This is a genomic window from Paracoccus endophyticus (assembly GCF_003286075.1).
In the GTDB taxonomy this organism is placed as follows: Bacteria; Pseudomonadota; Alphaproteobacteria; order Rhodobacterales; family Rhodobacteraceae; genus Paracoccus; species Paracoccus endophyticus.
On sequence record NZ_QLUV01000001.1, the window covers coordinates 1 to 22,302 of the forward strand.

Sequence of the window (22,302 nt, forward strand, 5' to 3'; positions counted from 1 at the left end):
GCGCACCATAGGCCCGCGCGCCGGGCCGCGCAATCTGGTATGCCAGATTTGACTTACGCCCCCCGAGGCGCCATGTCAGGCGGACGCGCCGCCCCACCCCCTTGCACGCAGGAGTTCGCGATGACCTTCGCCCCCCACGGCAGACACCTGATCGACGGCCAGTGGATCGCGGGCGACCGCCGCTTCGCCTCGCAGCCCGCGCACGGGCGATCCCGACCCGGGGGTTTGCCGACACGGGCCTGTCGTGATCCTGTCACGAGACGGCCCTAGACGGGCCCAGACGGGCGGGGCGGGGCTTGGGCAGGGGCGAAAGGCGCGTGCAGATGGACGGGACAACACGGGCAGCCAGGCTGGCGCAAGAGCTTGCCGCCGTGCGCGGACGGGTCGCGGACACCGGCGCGCGGATCTTTCAAGGCTGGCAGCCGCTGCTGGCGGACCCCCGGTTCGCGGACTCGGCGCGCAACCTGGCAGCCTATCTGGCGCTGCGCCAGATCGACATCGCGGCCCTGCAACCGCAGCTGAGCGCGATGGGCCTGTCGTCGCTGGGCCGGGCCGAGGCGCATGTCATGGCCTCGCTGGACGCGACGCTGGCGGCGCTGCTGGCGATCTCGACCGGGACGGCGCAGCGGTTCCCGGACCCGCAGCTGTTCCGCGAGGGCGCGGCGCTGATCGCCCAGCGGCGCGACGCGCTGTTCGGTCCCGGCCAGGACGACAGCGCCACCCGCATCATGGTCACGCTGCCGTCCGAGGCCGCCGACGATCCGCAGGTCATCGCCGGGATCGTGGCGGCGGGCGCCGACTGCCTGCGGATCAACAGCGCCCATGACAGCCAGACGGTGTGGCAGCGGATGCTGGACCACGCGGCCGCGGCGGCCCGCGCCGCCGGCCGCGCCATCCCGGTCGAGATCGACCTGGGCGGCCCCAAGCAGCGCATCGCCGCCGTCTCGCCCGGCAAGGCCAAGCGGCTGGCCGTGGGCGACCAGTTCACCCTGACGCTGGCGCCCGGCGCGGGCAAGACCCCCCGCCTGGTGCTGGACGAGCCGCCGCTTTACGATGCGCTGACCGAAGGCGGCGAAATCTGGCTGGACGACGGCAAGCTGCGCGCCGTCGTCACCGCACGGGCCAGGGACCACGCCGTCTGCCAGGTGACATCGGCCCCCGCCAAGGGCTGGAAGCCCAAGCCCGAAAAGGGCATCAGCCTGATCGGGGTGGACCTGGACCTGCCCGGCCTGACCGCCGACGACCTGCAGGCGCTGCCCTTTGTCGTGGGCCATGCCGACCTGATCGCCTATTCCTTCGTCCAGACCGTCGAGGACGTGACCGCGCTTCTGGACCGGATCGAGGCGCTGTCGCCCGACCGCACCCCGCCGCTGGTCCTGAAGATCGAGACGGCGCGCGCCCTGCGCAACCTGCCCGACCTGATCGTGACCGCGGGCGGGCGGGCGCCCGTCGCGGTGATGATCGCGCGCGGCGACCTGGCCGTCGAGATCGGCTTTGAACGGCTGAGCGAGATCCAGGAAGAGATCCTGTGGATCTGCGAGGCCGCCCATGTGCCGGTGATCTGGGCCACGCAGGTGCTGGAGGGGCTGGTCAAGGAAGGCCACGCCACCCGCGCCGAGACCACCGACGCCGCGATGTCGCAGCGCGCCGAATGCGTCATGCTGAACAAGGGCCCGCATGTGACCGACGGCGTGGTGTTCCTGCGCGACATCCTGGGCCGCATGGGCCGTCACACCGCCAAGAAGGCCGAGCGCATGGGGCCGCTGAAACTGTGGTCCGCTGGGTAGCAGCGCCTGACAGGCGGGCGGGATCGGCGCCCGCATGACGGACCGCGGGGGATCAGCGCCGGTCCGACGGTCCGCCGGGCGCAAGCCGCCGCTCCAGCCAGACGAATCCCGCGTGGATCAGCAGCGCCAGCGTGCCCACGACCACGCCGCCCTGCACCACGAAGGCGGTGTTGGAGGACAGCAGGCCGGCGATGATGACCTCGCCCAGCGTGCGCGCCGCGACGGTCGAGCCGATCGTCGCGGTGGACAGCGCGATCACCGCCGACAGCCGCACGCCGGCCAGGATCACCGGCAGCGCCAGCGGCAGTTCCACCTGCACCAGCCGTTGCGCGGGCGTCATGCCCATGCCGCGCGCGGCCTCGGTCACGGCGGGCGGCAGGCCGGTCAGCCCCGCCAGCGTGTTCTCGAAGATGGGCAGCAGCCCGTAAAGGAACAGCGCCAGCAGCGTCGGCCCCGAGCCGAAGCCCATCAGCGGCACCGCCAGCGCCAGCACCGCGACCGGCGGGAACGTCTGCCCGACCGAGGTGACGGTGCGCGCCAAGGGCAGGACGTCGCGCCAGCCCGGCCGCGTGACAAGGATGCCCAGGCCCACCGCCACGACGGTCGAGGCCGCGACCGCCGCCGCGACCAGCGCCAGATGCCACAGCGTCAGCCCCAGCAGGCTGGTCTGGGTATAGATCGGCGGCGCGCCGTTCGCCGCCAGCGGCCGCAGCAGCGGCGCGAACCGTTCCGGCGCCAGCAGGAACGCCGCCAGGACCGCCGCCGCCAGCCCCAGCGCCGCGCGGCCGATCATGGGTCCGCCCCCGCGCCGCCCGGCCGCGCCGCCCGGCGCAGCGCCTCCAGCGTCACGACGCCCCCGCCCTGCACCGGCAGCGCGCCCCTGCCCGACCACAGGCACAGCGCCAGCGCGTCGCGCAGGCTGGCGTCGGGCGCGACCGGGGGGCCGTCGGCCGTGCCGGGCGTGGCCAGATCGGCCACGCGGGACAGCGACAGCAGGTGGAACGGCCGCTGGTCGGTCCCGATCAGCCGCGCGACGAAGGGCGTCGCGGGATCGGTCAGGATCGCGCGCGGGGGCGCGTATTGCAGCAGCAGGCCCTGGTCCATGACGCCGATGCGGTCGCCGAGCGCCATCGCCTCGTCGATGTCGTGGGTCACGATCACCAGCGTCGTGCCCAGCTCGCGCTGGATGCGGCGCAGGTCGGCCTGGGCGCTGGCGCGGATCACCGGGTCCAGCGCGCCGAACGGCTCGTCCATCAGCAGCAGGTCGGGGCGGGCGGCCAGCGCGCGCGAGACGCCGACGCGCTGCTGCTGGCCGCCCGACAGCTGGTGCGGCAGGCGGTCGCGGAACTCGACCGGGGGCAGCTGGAACAGGTCCAGCAGCTCGTCCACCCGCGCCCGGATGCGGGCCGCGTCCCAGCCCAGCAGGCGCGGGACGGTGGCGATGTTCTGGGCGACCGTGCGGTGCGGAAACAGCCCGTGGCCCTGGATGGCATAGCCGATGCGGCGGCGCAGCAGATGCGCGGGCACCGTCGCGGTGTCGGTGCCGTCGATCAGCACCCGCCCGGCCGTCGGCTGGACCAGCCGGTTGATCATCCGCAACAGCGTGGTCTTGCCCGACCCCGACGTGCCGACCAGCGCCGCGATCTGCCCGCGCCCGACGGTCAGGCTGACATCGCGGACCACGGTGCGATCGCCATAGCGGCGGGTCAGGTGTTCGATCTCGATCATGTGCCGCGCCCCCGCCGTCCATCCAGTTGCGCGACCAGCAGGTCCAGCGCGATCCCCGACACCAGGGCCAGCGCAATGGTCGGCAGCGTCCCCAGCAGCACAAGGTCCATCGCGGTCTGGTTCAGCCCCTGGAACACGAAGCTGCCGAACCCGCCGCCGCCGATCAGCCCGGCGATCACCGCCAGCCCGATGTTCTGGACCAGCACGATCCGCACCGCCGCCAGCACCACCGGCAGCGTCAGGGGGATCATCACCTGCGCCAGCACCTGCGCGCGGGTCATGCCCAGCCCCACGGCTGCGTCGCGCGCGCCGTGGGGCACGGCCGACAGGCCCACGACCATGTTCGACACCACCGGCAGCAGCGAATACAGAAACAGCGCGACCAGCGCGGGAAACGCGCCGATGCCCGCGACGCCCGCCGCCGCGGCGCCGGGCACGGTGGCCGCGACCCAGCCGAACAGCGGGATCATGATGCCGAACAGCGCCAGCGACGGGATCGTCTGGACGATGTTCAGCCCGCCCAGCACGCCCGCCCGCAGCCGCGGCACCTGATGGATGGCGATGCCCAGCGGCAGGCCGACCGCCAGCGCCGCCCCCAGCGATCCGAACGCCAGCAGCAGGTGGCGCCCCGCCTCGCGCGCAAAGACATCGCGGCGGGCCTGATATTCGCGCATGACCGACACGTCGTCCAGCAGCCCCGACCCAAGGACCAGCGCCACCACCGCGACCGCGCCCGCCAGCAGCGCCCAGCGCTGCCGGAAGGCCAGGCCGATCCGCGCCAGCGCGTCGGCCACCGCCAGCGCGAACGCCAGCCCCAGCAGCCAGAACCCGGCCGAGGGCGACACGCGCGCGATGCGGTCGCCCGGCGGGGTCAACGCGCCCGCGGACGCGCCCAATGCCGCGACCGTGACCAGAACGCCGCCCAGGGCCAGCGCCAGCCGCAGGCGCGCGGGGGTGCGCGCGGGCACGCCCACCAGCAGCGCCGCGGCCAGCGCCGCCGCCGCGATCCAGCCCCACCCGCCCAGCGCGCCGGGCAGGGACGCGCCCTCGCCCGCGACGATGCGGTTGGCGCGGAACTGCACCAGCGGCAGCGCCAGACCCGCAAGGCCGATGGCCGCGAACAGCACGCCGGGCCGGCTGAGCGTCACCCGCGCACGCGCCGGGGCGGCGGCCGCCATCATCCCGCCGGCCACGGGCCGCGCGTCACTTCAGGATGCCCTGCTGGGTCAGATAGTCGCGCGCCACCGCGGCCGCAGGCTCTCCGCCGACCTGGATGCGGGCATTCAGCCCCTGCAGCGTCGCAAGGTCGAACCCGGCGAAGATCGGATCGAGCACCTCGGCGATCTGCGGGTATTCGGCCAGCACCGGCGCGCGCACCACGGGCGCGGGCTGATAGAACGGCTGCACCGCCTTGTCGTCGGCCATCACCACCAGCCCCGCAGGCTCGATCCCGCCGTCGGTGCCATAGACCATCGCGGCGTTCACGCCCGATGTCTGCTGCGCGGCCGCCGCGATGGTGGCCGCGGTGTCGCCGCCCGACAGCTGTACCAGCTGCGCGGGGTCCAGCTGGAACCCATAGGTCGCCTGGAACGCCGGCAAGGCGGCGGGCGAGGTCACGAACTCGGCCGAGGCCGCCAGCTTGACCTGCCCGCCCCCCGCGACCCAGGCGCCGAAGTCGGACATCGTGGCCAGCGTGTTCTGGTCGGCCACGTCCTTGCGCACGGCGATGGCCCAGGTGTTGTTGGCGGGCGCGGGCGTCAGCCAGACGAGGTCCTGCGCGCGGTCCAGCTCGGCCGCGGTGGCATAGGCCTTGGCCGCATCCTTCCAGACCGGGTTGTCGGCCTGGTTGTGAAAGAACGCGGCGTTGCCGGTGTATTCGGGATAGACGTCGATCTGCCCCGAGGTGATGGCGTCGCGCACGATCGGCGTGCCGCCCAGTTGCAGCCGGTTCTCGACCGGCAGGCCGGCGTTTTCCAGCGCCAGCAGGATGACGTTGCCCAGCAGGCCGCCCTCGGTGTCGATCTTGGACGACACGACGATGTCCCTGGCCGCGGCCTGCGATGCCAGCCCGACCAGCAGGGCCGTCGCGATTGCGGTGATTCTTTTCATCTTCACTCTCCTGCTACCTTGTCCACAGCCGGGCCTGTTCCGGCGGCCCGCGCAACTGAAAACGACGCCGCCACCCAACGCGGCGACAGGCGGCAAGGGTGCGGCGGGGCTGGACATTTTCCGCGCGCGACCGGGGGGCGGCGTCATTTTGCAACTGGCGCGCGATGCGCGCTTTTGCCGCAGCGGTTTCTGGTCTAGCCTTTTCCAGGCCGAGCGAGGGAGCCAGGCCATGACGACGATCACGATCAACGGCACGCAACGGACGCTGGACATCGACCCCGACACGCCGCTGCTGTGGGTCCTTCGGGACGAGCTGCGCCTGACCGGCACCAAGTTCGGCTGTGGCGTGGCGCAATGCGGCGCCTGCACGGTGATGCTGAACGGCACCCCGCGACGGTCCTGCGTCACCCCCGTCGGCATGATCGAGGGCGCCGACGTCACCACGATCGAGGGCATGGCGGGGCGCGAGTTCGACGCCATCCAGGCCGCGTGGCGGGCGCTGGACGTGCCGCAGTGCGGCTGGTGCCAGTCGGGCCAGGTGATGAGCGCGACGATGCTGCTGCAACAGCTGCCCGCGCCGTCCGACCAGCAGATCGACGAGGCGATGGCCGGCAACGCCTGCCGCTGCGCCACCTATCACCGCATCCGGGCCGCGATCCACGACGCCGCCCGGACGCTGGAGGGCTGAGCCATGGGTCTTGCCACATCCCGCCGCGGGTTCCTGCGCGCCGCCTCCGGCCTGCTGGTCGCCGTGGCCCTGCCGCTGAAGACGCGCGCGCAGGACGCCGCGGCCGAGGCCGCGGTTCCCGCCGCCCCCGCCGTTCCGCCCGGCGCCTTCATCCACGTCGCGCCCGACGACACCGTGACGGTGATCGTCAAGCACATCGAATTCGGGCAAGGACCCCTGACCGGCCTTGCCACGCTGGTGGCCGAGGAGATGGACGCCGACTGGTCGCAGATGCGCGGCGCGCTGGCGCACGCCGATGACGCGCTTTATGCCAACCTGGCCTTCGGGATGCAGGGCACGGGCGGATCGACCGCGCTGGGCAACAGCTTCCTGCAGATGCGCGGGGCCGGCGCCGCCGTGCGGCAGATGCTGGTCGAGACCGCGGCCGAGGCCTGGGGCGTCCCGCCGGCCGAGATCGCGGTCGCCAGGGGGCGGATCAGCCATCCGTCGGGGCGGGACTCGGGCTTCGGCGCGTTTGCCCAGGCCGCAGCGCAGCGCCCCGTGCCCGCCGAGACCCCGCTGAAGCCGCCCGAGCACTGGGTGCTGATCGGCACCGACCTGCCCAAGCTGGACACCGCCGAAAAGTCCGACGGCCGCGCGCAGTTCACGCTGGACCTGTACCCCGAGGGCGTGCAGGTCGTCGTGATCGAACGCCCGCGCAGCTTTGGCGCGACGGTGAAATCCTGGGACGACGCGGACGCCCGGCAGGTCGCCGGCGTCCGGGCGATCCGCCAGTTGCCCCAAGGCATCGCCGTCTATGCCGACAGCACCTTTGCCGCGCTGAAGGCCCGCGCCGCGCTGAAGGTCGAATGGGACCTGTCGGCCGCCGAAACCCGCACCAGCCAGGCCCTGATGGCCGAGATGACCGCCGCCGCGCGCGAGGCCGGCCGCACGGTCGAGGAATCGGGCGACCTGTCCGGCCTTGACGCCCCCGGCGTCACGCTGTTGCAGGCCGAATACAGCTTTCCCTATCTGGCCCATGCCCCGATGGAGACGCTGGACGGCGTCATCACCCTGTCGGACGGCCGGGCCGAGGCGTGGTACGGCTGCCAGTTTCCGGGCCTTGACCGTCCGGCCATCGCCAGGACCCTCGGCCTGCCGGTCGAGGCGGTGACGGTCCACGTGATGCTGGCCGGCGGCTCGTTCGGGCGGCGCGCGCAGGGCAGCGCGCATTTCGCCATCGAACTGGCCGAGGTCGCAAAGGCCGGGGGCAACGGCAGCTACAAGCTGATGTGGACGCGCGAGGACGACATCCGCGGCGGCTATTACCGCCCGATGACCGTTCACCGCCTGCGCGGGGCCATCACCCCGGACGGCCGCATCGCCGCGTGGGAAAACGTGATCGCCAACCAGTCCATCGTGGCCGGCACGGCGATGGAGATGATGATGCAGGACGGGCTGGACCCGACCGCCTACGAAGGGTCGATCAACCTGCCCTGGACCTTTGGCGGCCACCGCGTCGCGTGGCGGCGGGTGGACGGCAAGGTGCCGGTGCTGTGGTGGCGGTCGGTGGGGTCCACGCACACCACCATGGCGACCGAGACGTTCCTGGACGAACTGCTCGAGGCGGTCGGCAAGGACCCCGTGCAGGGCCGTCTGGACCTGCTGCGCCCCGACGCCACGCGCGAACGCGCGGTGATCGAGGCCGTGCGCGACCTTGCCGGCTGGCAGGGCAGCAAGCAGGGCGACAGGGGCTACGGCGTCGCGTTTGCGAAAAGCTTCGGCACCTATGTCGCCCAGATCGTCGAGGTCGAGAGCCGCGACGGCCAGCCTCATGTCACCCGCGCGTGGTGCGCGGTGGACTGCGGCATCCCCGTCAATCCCAACATCATCCGCGCCCAGATGGAGGGCGGGATCGGCTTCGGCCTGGGCGCGATCCTGCACAGCACCATCACCCTGGGCGAGAACGGCGCCGTGCAGGAGGGCAACTTCGACGATTATCCCACATTGAGGATCAGCGAGATGCCGCAGGTCGAGGTCACGATCATCAGGTCGGACGAGGCCCCGACCGGCGTGGGCGAGCCGGGGGTGCCGCCGATCGGCCCGGCGGTCGCCAACGCCTGGCGCGCGCTGACGGGACAGCGGACGCGCGCCCTGCCGATGATCCAGGCCGGGGGGGTTGTGTGATGCGGGCGCTGGCGCTTGTCGTCGTGGCCGCGCTGGTCCAGCCCGCGATGATCCAGCCCGCGGCGGCGCAGGACTTGCGGACGCCCGACCAGATCACGGGCGCGGACGACGCGGCCCGGTCCGCGGCGCTGTTCGTCGAGATGGGCAAGGTGCTGACCCATCCCCGCTGCCTGAACTGCCACCCCGTCACCGGCGGGCCGACGCAGGGCGACGACATGCGCGCCCACAACCCGCCGGTGGTGCGCGGAGAGGCGGATTTCGGCCCCGCGGGCATGACCTGCAACACCTGCCACGGCACCCGCAACGTCAGCTTCGCCACCCAGCCCGCCTCGATTCCCGGCCACGAGGCCTGGGCGCTGGCCCCGGTGTCGATGGGCTGGCAGGGCCGGTCGCTGGCCGAGATCTGCGCCCAGATCAAGGACCCCGCCCGCAACGGCGGCAAGGACCTGGAGGCGATCCACGCCCACAACGCCGAGGACGGGCTGGTGGGCTGGGGCTGGGACCCCGGACAGGGCCGCCCGCCCGCCCCCGGCTCGCAGGAGGTTTTCGGCCAGCTGACCCGCGCCTGGATCGACACCGGCGCGGCCTGTCCGGGCTGACCCGCGCCAGCGCGGGCCACGCGCGGCGCGGGCGACTGCGCCTTGGCCGGGCGTGACCGGCGCGGGCGTGACCGGCGGGGCGGCGGCGCTTTTTCGGCGGCGGGCACCGCCCCGCTGCCCGCCCCCGTTGCGGCCGGGGCGCATATCTCGTCTTGACAGGCCCCCCTCTTCCATCCCATCCGACGCACAGCTTTGGTTCCGGCGGCACGCCGTCGGATTAAAAGGGAACTGCGGTGCGCCCCCTTGGGGCAAATCCGTGGCTGCCCCCGCAACTGTAAGCGGCGAGCGACGGTCGAAGATGTCACTGGGGGCGACCCCGGGAAGGCCGACCCAAGCCCCGACCCGCGAGCCAGGAGACCTGCCGAAGCGATCACCCATTTCCGGCGCGGGGCGTGCCAGGAAAGCGGTCCTCCGCAGTGGTGACGGTCACCGGCCTGCGGGGGCGTGCGCCCGAGCCGCAGGTTACATCTGCAATCGCAGACGTCGTCTGCGCTGGAAGGCTCTGGAATGACCCCGTCCCCCCTCTCGCGTCTCGCGCTCTGCGCGGCACTCGCCCCCCTGGCCGTGCAGGCCCAGACCGCCGGGCCCGCGTCCCCCATCATGCTCGACACGGTCGTGATCTCGGGCGGGCTGTCGCCGGTCGCGGCCGACGCCTATGGCCGCGCGTTCACCGTGCTGACCGCCGACGACATCGAGCGGCGCGGCCTCCGCACCGTCCAGGACGCGCTGCGCACCGTTCCCGGCGTCTCGGTCAGCTCGACCGGGTCCAGCATCACCCAGGTCCGCATCCGGGGGGCCGAGGCCAATCACACGCTGGTCCTGATCGACGGCGTGCAGGCCGCGGGGGGCGCGGACGAATACGTCATGTCCAGCCTGGAAACCGCCAACATCGAGCGGATCGAGGTCCTGCGCGGCCCGCAGTCGGTCTTTTTCGGATCGAACGCCTCGGCGGGGGTCATCAACATCGTCACCCGCCGCGGCCGCAGCGGCACCCATTACGGCGGCGCGGTCGAGGTCGGCAACGGCACGGCGGCGTCGGGCTGGTTCACGCAGCGCGGCCCGCGCGGGGGCCTCGCGTTCACGGCCTCGGCGCGCGACGACAAGGGCTTCGACCAGTCGGGCGACGGCGGCGAAAAGGACGGCTCGGATCGCCAGACGATCGGCCTGACGGGGGACTGGAAGCCCGCGGACGACGTGACGCTGGGCTTTACCCTGCGCCGCGCGGGCGAGGATTACGACTATGACGCGGTCAACTTCGGCGCGACCGATGCGGGCAGCTATCTGATCGACGACCCGACCCTGTATGGCGAACGGACCGAGGTTTCGGGCGCCGCCTGGGCGGAATACGCGATGCTGGACGGCCGCCTGACCCATCGGCTTGAGGTTCAGGGCACCGTCCTGAAGCTGAGCGACAACGGCGGCGACGAAACCCGCGGCGAAACGCGCGCGCTGAAATACCGGCTCAGCTATGGGCTGGACGGCCAGCCGGTCGAGTCCGCCGCGCATCTGCTGAACGTCATGGTCGAGCGGATCGACGACGAGAACAACGCCGGACCCGATTTCGACCGCAGGAACACCTCGGTCGCGCTGGAATACCGCGGTTTCCTGGACAATGGCCTTGATATCCAGGCCGGGCTGCGCCGCGACGACAACGAGGTCTTTCAGGACTTCACCAGCTGGAACCTCGGGCTGTCCTGGCGCATCCCTGACACCGCGCTGCGGCTGCACGCCTCGGCCGGGCGCGGGCTGGTCAACCCGGCGTTCTACGAGCTTTACGCCGACGACACCTTCACCGTCGGCAACCCCGACCTGCGCCCCGAACGCAACACCGGCTTCGACATCGGTATCGAGGCGGGGCTGCTGGACGGCCGCGGCCTGATCGACGTCACCTATTTCAACGAGACGATGGACGACGAGATCACCTATGTCTTCGGGGGCGCCCCCGACGGCGTGCGCGCGTCCTATGTCAACGAGGCCGGCGAAAGCCCGCGCGAGGGGATCGAGGTCGCGGCCCGCCTGGAGGCCACGGACGCCTTGGACCTGGGGCTGGCCTATACCTACCTGTCCGCCAAGGGCCCCGACGGCAGCGTCGAGATCCGCCGCCCGCGCCACGAGCTGGGCCTGACGGCCAGCCTGGCCGTCGCCGGTGGCCGGGGCCGGATCACCGCCGATCTGCGGCACGTCGCGGGCAACTACGACACCCAGTTCTGGGGCGCCTTCGCGACCGAGGAACTGCCGGACTTTACCGTCGTGAACCTGTCGGGCGGCTATGACGTGACCGACAGCCTGCGCCTGACCTCGCGGGTCGTGAACCTGTTCGACGAGGAGTATTCGGACGTCTGGGGCTATGCCTCGGCCGGGCGGACCGTCCATGTGGGGCTTGAGACCGCGTGGTGACGCGGCGGGTCGCGGCCGCGTGCCTGACGGCATGCCTGGCGGCAGGGCTGTCGCCGGGCGCGTCGGCGGCCGGGGCCGCGCCTGCTGGGCCCGCGCCCGCGGGGGCCGATGCGCCGCGTCGCGTGGTCTCGATCAACCTGTGCACCGACCAGCTGGCCATGATGCTGGCCGCGCCCGGCCAGCTCGTCTCGGTCAGCTGGCTGGCGCGCGATCCCGTCAGCTCGGCCCTGGCCGATCGGGCGGCGGACTATCCCGTCAACCACGCGCTGGCCGAGGAAATCTATCTGCTGCGGCCCGACCTGGTGCTGGCCGGGCGGTACGGCTCGGCCACCACGGTCGCGATGCTGGAGCGTCTGGGCATCCCCGTCGTCCTGTTCGACACCGAGCGCGACTTTGACGACCTGCGCGGCAACATCGGCCGGATGGGGGACGCGCTGGGCCGCGCGCCCCAGGCGGACGCCATGATTGCGCAGTTCGACCGCGACCTTGCCGCGCTGGGGGATGCCCCCGGCGCGCGGCCGTCGGCGGCGATGTATCATGCGAACGGCTATACGGCGGGCGACGCCAGCCTGTCGGGGCAGATCCTGGCGGCTGCGGGCTGGCGCAACATCGCGGCCGAGGCGGGCCTGCCCGCGGGCGGCACGCTGGCGCTGGAACAGCTGGTGCTGGCCAACCCCGACCTGATCGTGCAGGGCCAGCGTTTCGCCGGCGCCTCGCGGGCCGAGGAGGTGCTGGGCCACCCGGTGCTGTCCGGCCTTGCGCGCGAGGGGCGCGGCACGGTGCGGTCCAGCCCCGACTGGGTCTGCGGCACGCCCCGGGTCCTGCGCGCCGTGGCCGCGCTGCGGCAGCTGCGCCTGCGCGCGGACGCGGCGCCCATCCCGGCAGACGCGGCCCCCGCACCGGGCGGTGCGCCGCAGGGCGGCCACGGGGCCCTGCCATGACCGGCGGTCGGCGGCACGGGCTGTTGCTGGGCGGGCTGGCGGCGCTGGTGGGCGCGCTGTTCACGGCGTCGCTGCTGACCGGCCCGGCGCCGATCGGCGCGCGCGAGGAGCTGGCCGCGCTGCTGCGCCCGCAGGGCGACCTGCTGGCCATCGTCATGCACGAACTGCGGCTGCCGCGCGCCATCCTCGGCGCGCTGGTGGGCGCCAGCCTGGGCCTTGCCGGGGCCGCGCTGCAGGGGTTCCTGCGCAACCCGCTGGCCGAGCCGGGGCTGGTCGGCACCTCGGCCTCGGCCGCGCTGGGGGCGGTGCTGGCGATCCAGACGGGGCTTGCCGCCACGATGCCGCTGGCCACGCTGGTGGCGGCGCTGGCCGGGGCGCTGGTCTCGGTGCTGCTGATCCTGATGCTGGCGGGGCTGAACCAGGGCTCGCTGCCGCTGATCCTGGCGGGCATCGCGCTGTCCGCGCTGGCGGGGGCCGCGACCTCGCTGGTGCTGAACCTGTCGCCCAACCCCTTTGCGGCCAACGAGATCATCTTCTGGATGATGGGCTCGCTCGCCGATCGATCCATGCTGCACGTGGCGACGACGCTGCCGTTCTTTCTGGCGGGGGCGGCGCTGCTGCTGTGGACCGGCCGGGGCCTCAGGGCGCTGACGCTGGGCGAGGATGCGGCCGCGTCGATGGGCATCCCCCTGGGCCGCCTGCGCCTGGCGGTGGTCGCGGGCACGGCGGCGCTGGTCGGCTCGGCCACGGCAGTCGCGGGCGCGATCGGCTTTGTCGGGCTGGTCGTGCCGCATCTGCTGCGCCGCGCGGTCGGGGCGGACCCGGCGCGGCTGATGCCCGCCTCGGCGCTGGGGGGCGCGGCGGTGGTGCTGGCGGCCGATGTCGCCGTGCGCCTGATCGCGCCCGACCGCGATCTCAAGCTGGGGGTGCTGACGGCGCTGGTGGGCGCGCCGTTCTTCCTGCACCTGATCTATCGCACGCGGAGAGAGGGGCTGTGAGCCTGCTGTCGCTGAAGGACTTGGGCGTGGACCGCGGGGGCCGCACGGTGCTGGACGGCATCGACCTGGACCTGCGCGCGGGCGAATTCGTGGGGCTGCTTGGCCCCAACGGCGCGGGAAAGACCACGCTGCTACGGGCGGCGCTGGGGCTGCTGCCCCATCGCGGGCGGTCGTCGCTGGCCCTGCTGGCGCCGCAGGACCGCGCCCGCCGCGCGGCCTTCATGCCGCAGGGCCGCGAAATTGCCTGGCCGGTCAGTGTCGAGGATCTGGTGGCACTGGGCCGCATGCCGCACGACGGCGCCCGCCGCGACCGAGGCGCGGTGGACCGCGCGATCGAGGCGCTGGACCTTGGCCCCCTGCGCCACCGCCCCGCGACGGCGCTGTCGGGGGGCGAGCAGGCGCGCGTCCTGATCGCCCGCGCGCTGGCGCAGGACACCCCGCTGCTGGTCGCGGACGAGCCGGTCGCGGGCCTGGACCCGGCGGCGCAGATCCGGGTGATGCGCGCCTTTGCCGGCATCGCCGCGCAGGGGGGGGCGGTTCTGGCCGCCCTGCACGACCTGGGGCTTGCGGCGCGCCATTGCTCTCGGCTGGTGATGCTGCACGACGGCCGCGTCGCCGCCGACGGCCCGCCCGGCGAGGTGCTGACGCCCGACAACCTGGCGCGGGTGTTCGGCATCACCGCGCATTTCGCGACCGGCCGGAACGGGCCGATCTTCCAGACGCTGGACACCCTGCCCGACGCACGCCGCGAGCGGGCCGGCTGAGGGGAGAGGGTCCGACCGCCGTGGGCGGACAGCGGCGGGGCCATTGCGGACCCGTTCGGTCGGCGTCGGCCCCCACGCCCGGAACCCGGCTGGGACCGGGGGTCGCGGCGTCTGGCCCGTGCCACGTCGGCTGCCATCCCGGGGCGACGCCCGCTCGGGCCGCGCGTCAGGCCCCCCCGATCAGGATGCCCGCGGCAAGGACCAGCGCGCCGCCCAGCACCACCTGGAAGGTGGCGCGCAGGAACGGCGTTTCCATGTAGCGGTTCTGGATCCAGGCGATCGCCCACAACTCGACGAACACGACCAGCAGCGCGATGACGGTCGCCGTCCAGAAGCTGGGGATCAGATACGGCAACGCGTGCCCCAGACCCCCCAGCGTCGTCATGACCCCGGACGCAAGGCCCCGCTTCCACGGCGCGCCCCGGCCCGACAGCTTGCCGTCGTCGTGCGCGGCCTCGGTGAACCCCATCGAGATGCCCGCGCCGACCGATGCCGACACCCCCACGAGGAACGTGGTCCAGGTGTCCTGCGTGGCGAAGGCGGTGGCAAAGATCGGCGCCAGCGTGGACACCGACCCGTCCATCAGCCCCGCAAGGCCCGGTTGCACCCAGGTCAGGACGAACTGGCGGTGCGCCGCGCGGTCCTCGGCGCTGCGCTCGTCGTGGTCCAGGTGCTGCTCGGCCAGCAGGCCGGCCTTGCGCTCGTGCTTGCCTTCGGCGGCGGCCAGATCGCCCAGCAGCTTGCGGATCTCGACGTCGGTGGCCCGGCCCGCGGCCCGGACGTAAAAGGCCTGCGCCTCGCGCTCCATGTCGCCGGCCTCTTGCCGGATGCGGTCCAGGCTCAGTTGCTCGACCAGCCAGACCGGGCGGCGCGCGTAGAAGTCGCGCACATGCTCGCGCCGGATCGGGATCACCACGTCGCCGAAGCGGCGGTGATAATGGTCCAGCAGCGCCCGGCGATGCTGGTTTTCCTCGGCCGCCATGCCGTCGAACACCGCCGCCGACGCGGGATAGCGGTCGCGCAGCCGGGCGGCATAGGTCGCATAGATCTGGCCGTCCTCCTCCTCGGAGGAGATGGCGAGCGCAAGGATTTCCTGCTGCGTCAGGTCGTCAAAGCGGCGTTTGCCGGAAAAGCCGGGCCAGGACAGGCGGGCAAGCATGGCGTTCCTCGGGTCTAGCGGTTGCTGGCGCCGGTATAGCAGGGCCGCGCCGGCTGGCCACGGGGCATTCGGCCGCCCCCCGGCCCTGCCCGCCCCGCAAGGCAGGCCCGCGCCGATCAACTTTCGCGCCCTGCCCGGCGGTGCGATTGCCTTGCGGGCGCAAACACGCAATCCTTGCCCGGTTGCGGGACCATCGGCCGGAACGCCGCGTGCAGGGCGGCGTGCGGTCCGCGCACCGATGGACCGAGCGGGGGGACGCGCCGATGTGCCGGATGTTCGCCATGCAAGACATGCGGCGTTATCAGCCGCTGACCCGGCGGCTGCGCCTGAACGGGCAGTCCACCAGCATCCGGCTTGAGCGCGCCTTCTGGCAGATCCTGGACGAGATCGCGCGGGAAGAGGGGATGACCACGCCCGCCTTTCTGTCGCGCCTGCACAACGAGGTGCTGATGCGCAACGGCGAGGCCGAGAACTTCACCTCGCTGCTGCGCTGCGCCTGCCTGACCCGGACCGAGATGGGCGCCGAGGCGGCACTGGCCGCGCGCCCCCCCGACCTGCGCCGAATGTCGGTGTAGTAACCCCGTACTACCGCCGCCCCGTCCGGCCCGGACAGACTGAACCGGAACGGACGGAAAGGGGCATCATGGCCAAGGCCGCGCACAGCATGATTCGGGTCCTGGACGAGGATCGCGCCGTCGCCTTCTATCGCGACGCGCTGGGGCTGGACCGGATCGACATCAACCGCTTCGACGGATTCTCGCTGATCTACCTGTCGAACGCCGAAACCGGGTTCGAGGTCGAGCTGACGGTCAACGACGACCGCAGCGAACCCTATGCCCACGGCGACGGCTATGGCCACCTGGCCGTCGTGGTGGACGATCTTGACGCCGCCCACCGGCGGATGACCGACCTGGGCTATGGCCCGCGCGACATCAAGGATTTCCGGAAGGACGGCCGCCCCTTCGCCCGGTTCTTCTTTGTCGCCGACCCCGACGGCTATCAGATCGAGGTCATCCAGAAGGGCGGCCGCTTCAGTTAGGCGGGGGGACGGACGGCAACCCTTCGGGAGGAGGGCAGCAGGTGAGGACAGTCGACACACGGGGGCTGACGCGGCGCACGCTGCTGGCGCGCAGCGTCGCCCATGGCGCGACCATGGTCGTGGGGACGGGCTTCGTCGCGCAGAACGGCGGCGCCTGGGCGATGGAGGTCAAGGCGCTGAAGCCCGAGACGATAGCGACGCTGATCCAGATGGCGCGCGACATCCATCCCCACGACTGCCTCGCGGACGCGCCCGGTCGGCGCGTCAGTCCAGCCTGGACGGAACCATTCGATGTCCGATCACCTCGCGCGCGGCACGTTCCCCTCGACCACCTTCACCGGGGCCCCGGCGGTCGGCGACCGCCACAGCCTCAGCATCGGGCCCGACGGACGTGGCGGGCAGCCTGGCGGGGGGCGTGCGCGAGCCGGTGCTGAGCCGGGCGTTCGCCTGGCGGAGAAGCATCGACCCCAAGGTGGGCCGCCGGATCGAGGAGAAGGCCCGCGCCGGAGCGGCCCGCCGCCTGCCGAGGGCATGGCGAGGGCTGACGCAAACCCAAGGGCGGGGCGCGCGACGACACCGCGACCCGCCCACGGTGCCGCCTGACCCGGCTGCGGGGACCGCACGGGGCAGGCGGCCGCCGCGCCCCCCCCGTGTGCCGCCGCGGGGCTGCGGCTTGCCCCGTCGCGCGGCGGGCGCTAGTCGGTCGCGCAGCCGGGCCATCACGGCCGGGCGCAGGCAAGGACAGCGGCATGACCAACGGCATCGCCATCGTGATCGCGGCCCTGGTCGCGGGCGTCTTCGTGCTGGATGCGGCCGTGCTGCACCTGGACCTGCCCCTTCTGCTGGGCAGGCAGTTCGCGGAGCTGGTCGAGTGGGTCAGCTTCTGGCGCTAGGCCGCCGGGCGACCCGGCCCGCCGTCCGCAAGGGGCCGCGCCCCTGGCGGTGTCTCCCTCGCCCCCGGCTGATTGCATTCCGCCGCCGTTTTGGGCAAGGAGCGTCCGGGCAAACCAGCGGTTGGAGGTTTTCATGGCTGTTAAGGTAGCGATCAACGGGTTCGGTCGCATCGGGCGCAACGTCCTGCGGGCGATCGTCGAATCCGGGCGCACCGACATCGAGGTGGTGGCGATCAACGACCTGGGGCCGGTCGAAACCAACGCGCATCTGCTGCGCTATGACAGCGTGCACGGCCGCTTTCCGGCCACGGTGACGACGACCGCCGACAGCATCGACGTGGGCCGCGGCCCGATGCGCGTCACCGCCGAGCGCGACCCGGCCAAGCTGCCGTGGGGCGACGTGGACATCGCGCTGGAATGCACCGGCATCTTCACCGACGGCGCCAAGGCCGCGATTCATCTTCAGAACGGGTCCAAGCGCGTGCTGGTGTCGGCGCCGGTGTCCGGCGAATGGAGCACCGACCGGGCGCTGAAGACCATCGTCTATGGCGTCAACCACGACACGCTTGAATCGGGCGATCACGTCGTCTCGAACGCGTCCTGCACGACGAACTGCCTGTCGCCGGTGGCCAAGGTGCTGAACGACAGCATCGGCATCGCCAAGGGGTTCATGACGACGATCCACAGCTATACCGGCGACCAGCCCACGCTGGACACGATGCACAAGGACCTGTACCGCGCCCGCGCCGCGGCGCTGTCGATGATCCCGACCTCGACCGGGGCGGCCAAGGCCGTGGGCCTGGTGCTGCCGGAGCTGAAGGGCAAGCTGGACGGCGTGGCGATCCGCGTGCCCACGCCGAACGTGTCGGTCGTGGACCTGGTGTTCGAGGCCGGCCGCGACACCTCGGTCGAGGAGGTGAACGCCGCCATCCGCGCCGCCGCCGACGGGCCGCTGAAGGGGGTGCTGGGCTATACGGACGAGCCGCTGGTGTCGTCGGACTTCAACCACGATCCGCGCTCGTCGGTGTTCCACATGGACCAGACCAAGGTCATGGACGGGCGGCTGGTCCGCATCCTGTCCTGGTACGACAACGAGTGGGGCTTCTCGAACCGGATGAGCGACACCGCCGTCGTCATGGGCAAGCTGATCTGAGGCGCGCCACGGGGCCCGGCGCAGCGCCGGGTCCCGATACGCCACGCGGGTCCGGCATCATGCCGGTCCCGCCTGCCCTGGCCTAGCGAAAGCGGCTGAGCCTGCGGGCATTGACCCGCGTGCGCCGGCCATAGGGCTTGAGGGCCGCCGCCAGCACCTCGTCCGCGCGCGAGCCGAGCGCCGCCGACCGGAACGCCGCGCCGAAGGATTCGCGCGCCGCGCCCGTCTTCTCGATCACCATTCGCACGTTCTCGCCGGGGTGCTGGGGCATCACGCCCAACAGACCCGCAAAGCGCACGGTCATCACGTACTGCGCCTCGCATGCCATGCGCATCGCATCGCCCCACAGCTTCATCGAGGCTGCGGGGTTACAGATCATCGTGTTCATTCCGGTTGGTCCTTTCGCAGGAATGCTGCAATGCAGCATGATTTATGCTGCATCTGCACAGTCGCAATTGCAAGCAACGATTTCCGCCCGGGCGGAGGTTCGTTCCGGTCGGCGCTGGCCAACGCGCGGGGGCTGTTATAGATGCATCCGATGACCAGAAACCTGACGATCGGGCGCCCCGACGACTTTCACCTTCACCTGCGCGACCAGCAGATGCTGGCGGCGGTCGCGCCCTGGTCGGCGCGGCTGGGTCGCGCCATCATCATGCCGAACCTGGTGCCGCCGGTCGTCACCGGGGCGCAGGCCGCGGCCTATCGCGACCGAATCGCGGCGGCCCTGCCCGCGGATGCGACGCTGCGGCCACTGATGACGCTGTACCTGACCGAGGCGACCGATCCCGCCGACGTGGTGGCCGCGCACGCCGCGGGCATCATCGCGGCGGTCAAGCTGTATCCGGCCGGGGCCACCACCAACTCGGACAGCGGCGTGCGCGACTTTGACCGCGTGCGCCCGGTCTTCGAGGCGATGGCCCAGGCCCGCATCCCGCTGTGCGTGCATGGCGAGGTGACGGACCCGGCCGTGGACATCTTCGACCGCGAGGCGGTGTTCATCGACCGCGTGCTGGACCCGGTCCGCCGCGCGACGCCCGGGCTGCGCGTCGTGATGGAACACATCACCACGCAGGACGGTGTGGACTATGTCCGCGCCGGGGGCGACATCGGCGGCACCCTGACCGCGCACCATCTGGTCATCAACCGCAACCACATCCTGGCCGGGGGCATCCGGCCGCATTACTACTGCCTGCCCGTCGCCAAGCGCGAACGGCACCGGCTGGCGCTGGTCGAGGCCGCGACCTCGGGCGACGCGCGGTTCTTCGCGGGGACGGACAGCGCGCCCCATCCCGACCATGCCAAGGAAAGCGCCTGCGGCTGCGCGGGCTGCTTCACCGCGCCGAACTGGCTGCCGATCTGCGCCCATGTGTTCGAGCAGGCCGGCAGGCTGGACCGGCTTGAGGCGTTCGTCAGCCTGAACGGCGCGGCGTTCTATGGGCTGGCCCCGAACGCGGACCGCATCCGCCTGTCCCGCCGCGACGAGCCCGCGACCTGGCCCGCCCGCATCCCGGCGGGCGAGGATTCCGTCACCGTCTTCGATCCGGGCTTTCCCCTGTACTGGCACGTCGAGGAGGCCGCATGACCCTGAGCTTTCCCCCCCGCGACGAGATCGCCCGCCTGTCGGCCCGGATGCTGCTGGAAATCCAGGCGGTGCATTTCTCGGCCGAGCCGTTCACCTATGCCTCGGGCCTCAAGGGGCCGACCTACATCGACTGCCGCAAGCTGATCTCGTATCCGCGCATCCGCGGCACGCTGATGGACTTTCTGGCCGCGACCGTCTGCCGCGATGCAGGCTTCGAGGCGTTCGACAACATCGCAGGCGGCGAGACCGCGGGCATCCCCTTTGCCGCGATGGTGGCCGAGCGGCTGGCCCTGCCGATGACCTATGTGCGCAAGAAGCCCAAGGGCTACGGCCGCAACGCCCGCATCGAAGGGCTGATGACCGAGGGGCAGCGCGTCCTGCTGGTCGAGGACCTGACCACGGACGGCGGGTCCAAGCTGTCCTTCGTCGATGCCATCCGCGAAACCGGGGCGCGTTGCGCGCACACGGCGGTGATCTTTTCCTACGGCATCTTTCCCGGGACGACGCAACGCCTGGCCGAGCATGGTGTAACGCTGCATCACCTGTGCACCTGGTGGGACGTGCTGGCCGAGGCCCGCGCCCAAGGGGCGTTCGACCCGGCAACCCTTTCCGAAGTCGAGGCTTTCCTGAACGATCCGCGGGGCTGGCAGGCGGCCCATCCCTGACTTGGCCACAGCCTTATCCACAGGATTATCCTTTATCCACAGGCTTTCCACCGAGGCGTCCCATGCTGTTCAGGGGCGGCATCGTGGACCCCTGCCCCCTGTCGTGAGATAGTCTGCGCACCCCGAGTCGAGGACATGAGATGAACGAGCTTCGCGCGATCGAGCCCCGTCGCCCGGCGGGCGCCGAGGAGTCCGATAGTCCCGCCGTTCCCTTTTCCATCGAGGCCGAGCAGCAGTTGCTGGGTGCGCTGCTGACCAACAACGACGTGTTCGATTCCGTCACCCGGCTGGTCCGGGGCGAGCATTTCTACGATCCCGTCCACCGCCGGATCTTCGACCTGTGCGCCGAACGCATCACGCGCAACGCCCTCGCCAGCCCGGTCACGATCAAGGCGTTCATGGAACATGACGCCGGCCTCAAGGAACTGGGCGGCCCCGCCTATCTGGCGCGGCTGGCGGGGGCGGCGGTGTCGTCCTATGCCGCGCGCGACTATGCCCGGATGATCCGCGAGTTCGCCCTGCGGCGCGAGCTGATCACGCTGGGCCACGACATCGCGTCGCGCGCCGCGACCGTGGCCATCGACGACGACGCCGAGGAGCAGATCAAGACCGCCGAGCAGACGCTGTACAAGCTGGGCGAGCAGGGCGTGGCGGAGCGCGGCTTCCAGTCGTTCCTTCAGGCCGTCACCGGCGCGGTGCAGGCGGCCAACGCGGCCTATGCGCGCGACGGCGGGCTGTCGGGCATCTCGACGGGGCTGGTGGACCTGGACGCCAAGGTGGGGGGCCTGAACAAGTCTGACCTGCTGATCCTGGCCGGGCGCCCGTCGATGGGCAAGACCTCGCTGGCCACCAACATCGCCTTCAACGTCGCCAAGGCGCACCGCATGGGCGACCTGCCCGACGGCACCCGCGGCACGGTCGATGGCGGCGTCGTCGGCTTCTTCTCGCTCGAGATGTCGGCCGAACAATTGGCCGCGCGCATCCTGTCCGAGGCGTCCGAGGTTCCCAGCGAGCTGATCCGCCGCGGCGACATGAGCGAGGAGGAATTCCGCCGCTTCGTCCAGGCCGCCAACGACCTGCAGAACTGCCCGCTGTATATCGACGACACCCCGGCGCTGCCGATCAACCAGCTGGCCGCCCGCGCCCGCAAGCTGAAGCGGACGATGGGGCTGGACCTGCTGATCGTGGATTATCTGCAACTGCTGCGCGCGGCGTCGGCCAAGGACAGCCGCGTCAACGAGGTGTCCGAGATCACCCAGGGCCTCAAGGCAGTGGCCAAGGAACTGAACATTCCCGTCATCGCCCTGTCGCAGCTGTCGCGCCAGGTCGAGAACCGCGAGGACAAGCGCCCGCAGCTGTCCGACCTGCGCGAGTCCGGGTCCATCGAGCAGGACGCCGACATCGTGATGTTCGTCTATCGCGAGGAATACTACGAAGAGCGCAAGAAGCCGGGCGACCACGAGCTCGACAAGATGGCCGAGTGGCAGCAGAAGATGGAGCAGGCCCACGGCAAGGCCGAGGTCATCATCGGCAAGCAGCGCCACGGCCCCATCGGCACGGTGGAACTCAGCTTTGAGGGACGCTTCACCCGCTTTGGCAACCTGGTGCGCCATCACGTGCAGCAATGGGGCTGA

Annotated in this window: 21 protein-coding genes and 1 riboswitch; of the genes, 15 read left to right on the top strand and 6 right to left on the bottom strand. The window is 71.8% G+C overall.

From position 1 onward, the window contains the following. Positions 1-323 precede the first annotated feature (323 nt). Complete coding sequence (locus DPQ23_RS00005; RefSeq protein WP_162630586.1) at positions 324-1,787, top strand: pyruvate kinase; 1,464 nt, start codon at positions 324-326, stop codon at positions 1,785-1,787. A 52-nt stretch (positions 1,788-1,839) separates the two neighbouring features. Here DPQ23_RS00005 and DPQ23_RS15675 read toward each other — a convergent pair whose 3' ends face one another. The 4 genes from DPQ23_RS15675 to osmF are packed head-to-tail and all read right to left on the bottom strand — an operon-like array spanning position 1,840 to position 5,624. Further along, positions 1,840-2,580 carry an ABC transporter permease gene (locus DPQ23_RS15675; RefSeq protein ID WP_112872645.1) on the bottom strand — a complete coding sequence of 247 codons (741 nt, stop codon included), beginning with the start codon at positions 2,578-2,580 and terminating at the stop codon, positions 1,840-1,842. Then, the gene (locus DPQ23_RS15680) at positions 2,577-3,515 is read right to left on the bottom strand and encodes an ABC transporter ATP-binding protein (RefSeq protein ID WP_112872646.1); all 939 of its coding nucleotides are present in this window, start codon (positions 3,513-3,515) and stop codon (positions 2,577-2,579) included. Before DPQ23_RS15680 ends, DPQ23_RS15675 begins: the two co-directional genes overlap by 4 nt. Then, the gene (locus tag DPQ23_RS00020) at positions 3,512-4,708 is read right to left on the bottom strand and encodes an ABC transporter permease (RefSeq protein ID WP_240602279.1); all 1,197 of its coding nucleotides are present in this window, start codon (positions 4,706-4,708) and stop codon (positions 3,512-3,514) included. Before DPQ23_RS00020 ends, DPQ23_RS15680 begins: the two co-directional genes overlap by 4 nt. A 10-nt stretch (positions 4,709-4,718) precedes the next feature. Then, positions 4,719-5,624 (bottom strand): glycine betaine ABC transporter substrate-binding protein OsmF, encoded by a 906-nt coding sequence (gene osmF, locus DPQ23_RS00025; RefSeq protein ID WP_112872647.1) that lies wholly within the window; start codon positions 5,622-5,624, stop codon positions 4,719-4,721. A gap of 229 nt (positions 5,625-5,853) precedes the next feature. Between osmF and DPQ23_RS00030 the strand changes: the two genes are divergently transcribed. From DPQ23_RS00030 to DPQ23_RS00060, 7 genes are all read left to right on the top strand, one after another. After that, positions 5,854-6,312: a (2Fe-2S)-binding protein gene (locus DPQ23_RS00030; RefSeq protein WP_112872648.1), complete on the top strand. Its 459-nt coding sequence runs from the start codon at positions 5,854-5,856 to the stop codon at positions 6,310-6,312. Positions 6,313-6,315: 3 nt separating this feature from the next. Continuing rightward, positions 6,316-8,478, top strand: coding sequence for a xanthine dehydrogenase family protein molybdopterin-binding subunit (locus DPQ23_RS00035; RefSeq protein WP_112872649.1), 2,163 nt, complete (start codon positions 6,316-6,318; stop codon positions 8,476-8,478). Continuing rightward, entirely contained in the window at positions 8,478-9,077 is a 600-nt protein-coding gene (locus DPQ23_RS00040) for an Isoquinoline 1-oxidoreductase subunit (protein WP_170310740.1), read from the top strand. Before DPQ23_RS00035 ends, DPQ23_RS00040 begins: the two co-directional genes overlap by 1 nt. Before the next feature lie 176 nt (positions 9,078-9,253). Next, a riboswitch (cobalamin riboswitch) is annotated at positions 9,254-9,457 on the top strand. Between the two features lie 127 nt (positions 9,458-9,584). Next, complete coding sequence (locus tag DPQ23_RS00045) at positions 9,585-11,474, top strand: TonB-dependent receptor plug domain-containing protein (protein ID WP_112872650.1); 1,890 nt, start codon at positions 9,585-9,587, stop codon at positions 11,472-11,474. Continuing rightward, positions 11,471-12,415 carry an ABC transporter substrate-binding protein gene (locus DPQ23_RS00050; RefSeq protein WP_240602280.1) on the top strand — a complete coding sequence of 315 codons (945 nt, stop codon included), beginning with the start codon at positions 11,471-11,473 and terminating at the stop codon, positions 12,413-12,415. Before DPQ23_RS00045 ends, DPQ23_RS00050 begins: the two co-directional genes overlap by 4 nt. Next, the gene (locus DPQ23_RS00055) at positions 12,412-13,413 is read left to right on the top strand and encodes a FecCD family ABC transporter permease (protein WP_112872651.1); all 1,002 of its coding nucleotides are present in this window, start codon (positions 12,412-12,414) and stop codon (positions 13,411-13,413) included. The genes DPQ23_RS00050 and DPQ23_RS00055 overlap by 4 nt, the downstream gene beginning before the upstream one ends. Further along, positions 13,410-14,177, top strand: a complete 768-nt coding sequence (locus tag DPQ23_RS00060; RefSeq protein ID WP_112872652.1) for an ABC transporter ATP-binding protein — start codon at positions 13,410-13,412, stop codon at positions 14,175-14,177. The genes DPQ23_RS00055 and DPQ23_RS00060 overlap by 4 nt, the downstream gene beginning before the upstream one ends. Before the next feature lie 166 nt (positions 14,178-14,343). Here DPQ23_RS00060 and mbfA read toward each other — a convergent pair whose 3' ends face one another. Next, the gene (gene mbfA / locus DPQ23_RS00065) at positions 14,344-15,336 is read right to left on the bottom strand and encodes an iron exporter MbfA (protein ID WP_112872653.1); all 993 of its coding nucleotides are present in this window, start codon (positions 15,334-15,336) and stop codon (positions 14,344-14,346) included. A 263-nt stretch (positions 15,337-15,599) separates the two neighbouring features. Between mbfA and DPQ23_RS00070 the strand changes: the two genes are divergently transcribed. The 4 genes from DPQ23_RS00070 (at position 15,600) to gap (ending at position 18,421) form a co-directional block, all read left to right on the top strand. After that, a complete protein-coding gene (locus DPQ23_RS00070; RefSeq protein ID WP_112873272.1) occupies positions 15,600-15,911 on the top strand; it encodes a ribbon-helix-helix domain-containing protein in 312 nt (103 codons plus the stop codon). 68 nt (positions 15,912-15,979) lie between these two features. Beyond that, entirely contained in the window at positions 15,980-16,375 is a 396-nt protein-coding gene (locus tag DPQ23_RS00075) for a VOC family protein (protein WP_112872654.1), read from the top strand. A gap of 749 nt (positions 16,376-17,124) precedes the next feature. Beyond that, positions 17,125-17,268, top strand: coding sequence for a hypothetical protein (locus DPQ23_RS15610; RefSeq protein WP_170310741.1), 144 nt, complete (start codon positions 17,125-17,127; stop codon positions 17,266-17,268). A 133-nt stretch (positions 17,269-17,401) separates the two neighbouring features. Further along, positions 17,402-18,421: a type I glyceraldehyde-3-phosphate dehydrogenase gene (gap, locus tag DPQ23_RS00085; protein ID WP_112872655.1), complete on the top strand. Its 1,020-nt coding sequence runs from the start codon at positions 17,402-17,404 to the stop codon at positions 18,419-18,421. 82 nt (positions 18,422-18,503) lie between these two features. Here the strand turns inward: gap and DPQ23_RS00090 are convergent, their stop codons facing one another. Beyond that, a complete protein-coding gene (locus DPQ23_RS00090; protein ID WP_240602281.1) occupies positions 18,504-18,809 on the bottom strand; it encodes an antibiotic ABC transporter in 306 nt (101 codons plus the stop codon). A gap of 150 nt (positions 18,810-18,959) precedes the next feature. Between DPQ23_RS00090 and pyrC the strand changes: the two genes are divergently transcribed. The 3 genes from pyrC to DPQ23_RS00105 all read left to right on the top strand — a co-directional run bounded on the left by pyrC (position 18,960) and on the right by DPQ23_RS00105 (position 22,302). Next, the gene (gene pyrC, locus DPQ23_RS00095) at positions 18,960-20,003 is read left to right on the top strand and encodes a dihydroorotase (protein WP_112872656.1); all 1,044 of its coding nucleotides are present in this window, start codon (positions 18,960-18,962) and stop codon (positions 20,001-20,003) included. Beyond that, positions 20,000-20,668, top strand: a complete 669-nt coding sequence (locus tag DPQ23_RS00100) for an orotate phosphoribosyltransferase (protein ID WP_112872657.1) — start codon at positions 20,000-20,002, stop codon at positions 20,666-20,668. The genes pyrC and DPQ23_RS00100 overlap by 4 nt, the downstream gene beginning before the upstream one ends. 140 nt (positions 20,669-20,808) lie before the next feature. Beyond that, positions 20,809-22,302: a replicative DNA helicase gene (locus DPQ23_RS00105; protein ID WP_112872658.1), complete on the top strand. Its 1,494-nt coding sequence runs from the start codon at positions 20,809-20,811 to the stop codon at positions 22,300-22,302.

Bases quoted from the DNA above. Each gene is read 5' to 3' on its own strand.
- DPQ23_RS00005 (WP_162630586.1), top strand. From the start codon at position 324: ATGGACGGGACAACACGGGCAGCCAGGCTGGCGCAAGAGCTTGCCGCC.
- DPQ23_RS15675 (WP_112872645.1), bottom strand. From the start codon at position 2,580: ATGATCGGCCGCGCGGCGCTGGGGCTGGCGGCGGCGGTCCTGGCGGCG.
- DPQ23_RS15680 (WP_112872646.1), bottom strand. From the start codon at position 3,515: ATGATCGAGATCGAACACCTGACCCGCCGCTATGGCGATCGCACCGTG.
- osmF (WP_112872647.1), bottom strand. From the start codon at position 5,624: ATGAAAAGAATCACCGCAATCGCGACGGCCCTGCTGGTCGGGCTGGCA.
- DPQ23_RS00030 (WP_112872648.1), top strand. From the start codon at position 5,854: ATGACGACGATCACGATCAACGGCACGCAACGGACGCTGGACATCGAC.
- DPQ23_RS00035 (WP_112872649.1), top strand. From the start codon at position 6,316: ATGGGTCTTGCCACATCCCGCCGCGGGTTCCTGCGCGCCGCCTCCGGC.
- DPQ23_RS00040 (WP_170310740.1), top strand. From the start codon at position 8,478: ATGCGGGCGCTGGCGCTTGTCGTCGTGGCCGCGCTGGTCCAGCCCGCG.
- DPQ23_RS00045 (WP_112872650.1), top strand. From the start codon at position 9,585: ATGACCCCGTCCCCCCTCTCGCGTCTCGCGCTCTGCGCGGCACTCGCC.
- DPQ23_RS00055 (WP_112872651.1), top strand. From the start codon at position 12,412: ATGACCGGCGGTCGGCGGCACGGGCTGTTGCTGGGCGGGCTGGCGGCG.
- mbfA (WP_112872653.1), bottom strand. From the start codon at position 15,336: ATGCTTGCCCGCCTGTCCTGGCCCGGCTTTTCCGGCAAACGCCGCTTT.
- DPQ23_RS00070 (WP_112873272.1), top strand. From the start codon at position 15,600: ATGTGCCGGATGTTCGCCATGCAAGACATGCGGCGTTATCAGCCGCTG.
- DPQ23_RS00075 (WP_112872654.1), top strand. From the start codon at position 15,980: ATGGCCAAGGCCGCGCACAGCATGATTCGGGTCCTGGACGAGGATCGC.
- DPQ23_RS15610 (WP_170310741.1), top strand. From the start codon at position 17,125: ATGACCAACGGCATCGCCATCGTGATCGCGGCCCTGGTCGCGGGCGTC.
- gap (WP_112872655.1), top strand. From the start codon at position 17,402: ATGGCTGTTAAGGTAGCGATCAACGGGTTCGGTCGCATCGGGCGCAAC.
- DPQ23_RS00090 (WP_240602281.1), bottom strand. From the start codon at position 18,809: ATGAACACGATGATCTGTAACCCCGCAGCCTCGATGAAGCTGTGGGGC.
- pyrC (WP_112872656.1), top strand. From the start codon at position 18,960: ATGACCAGAAACCTGACGATCGGGCGCCCCGACGACTTTCACCTTCAC.
- DPQ23_RS00100 (WP_112872657.1), top strand. From the start codon at position 20,000: ATGACCCTGAGCTTTCCCCCCCGCGACGAGATCGCCCGCCTGTCGGCC.
- DPQ23_RS00105 (WP_112872658.1), top strand. From the start codon at position 20,809: ATGAACGAGCTTCGCGCGATCGAGCCCCGTCGCCCGGCGGGCGCCGAG.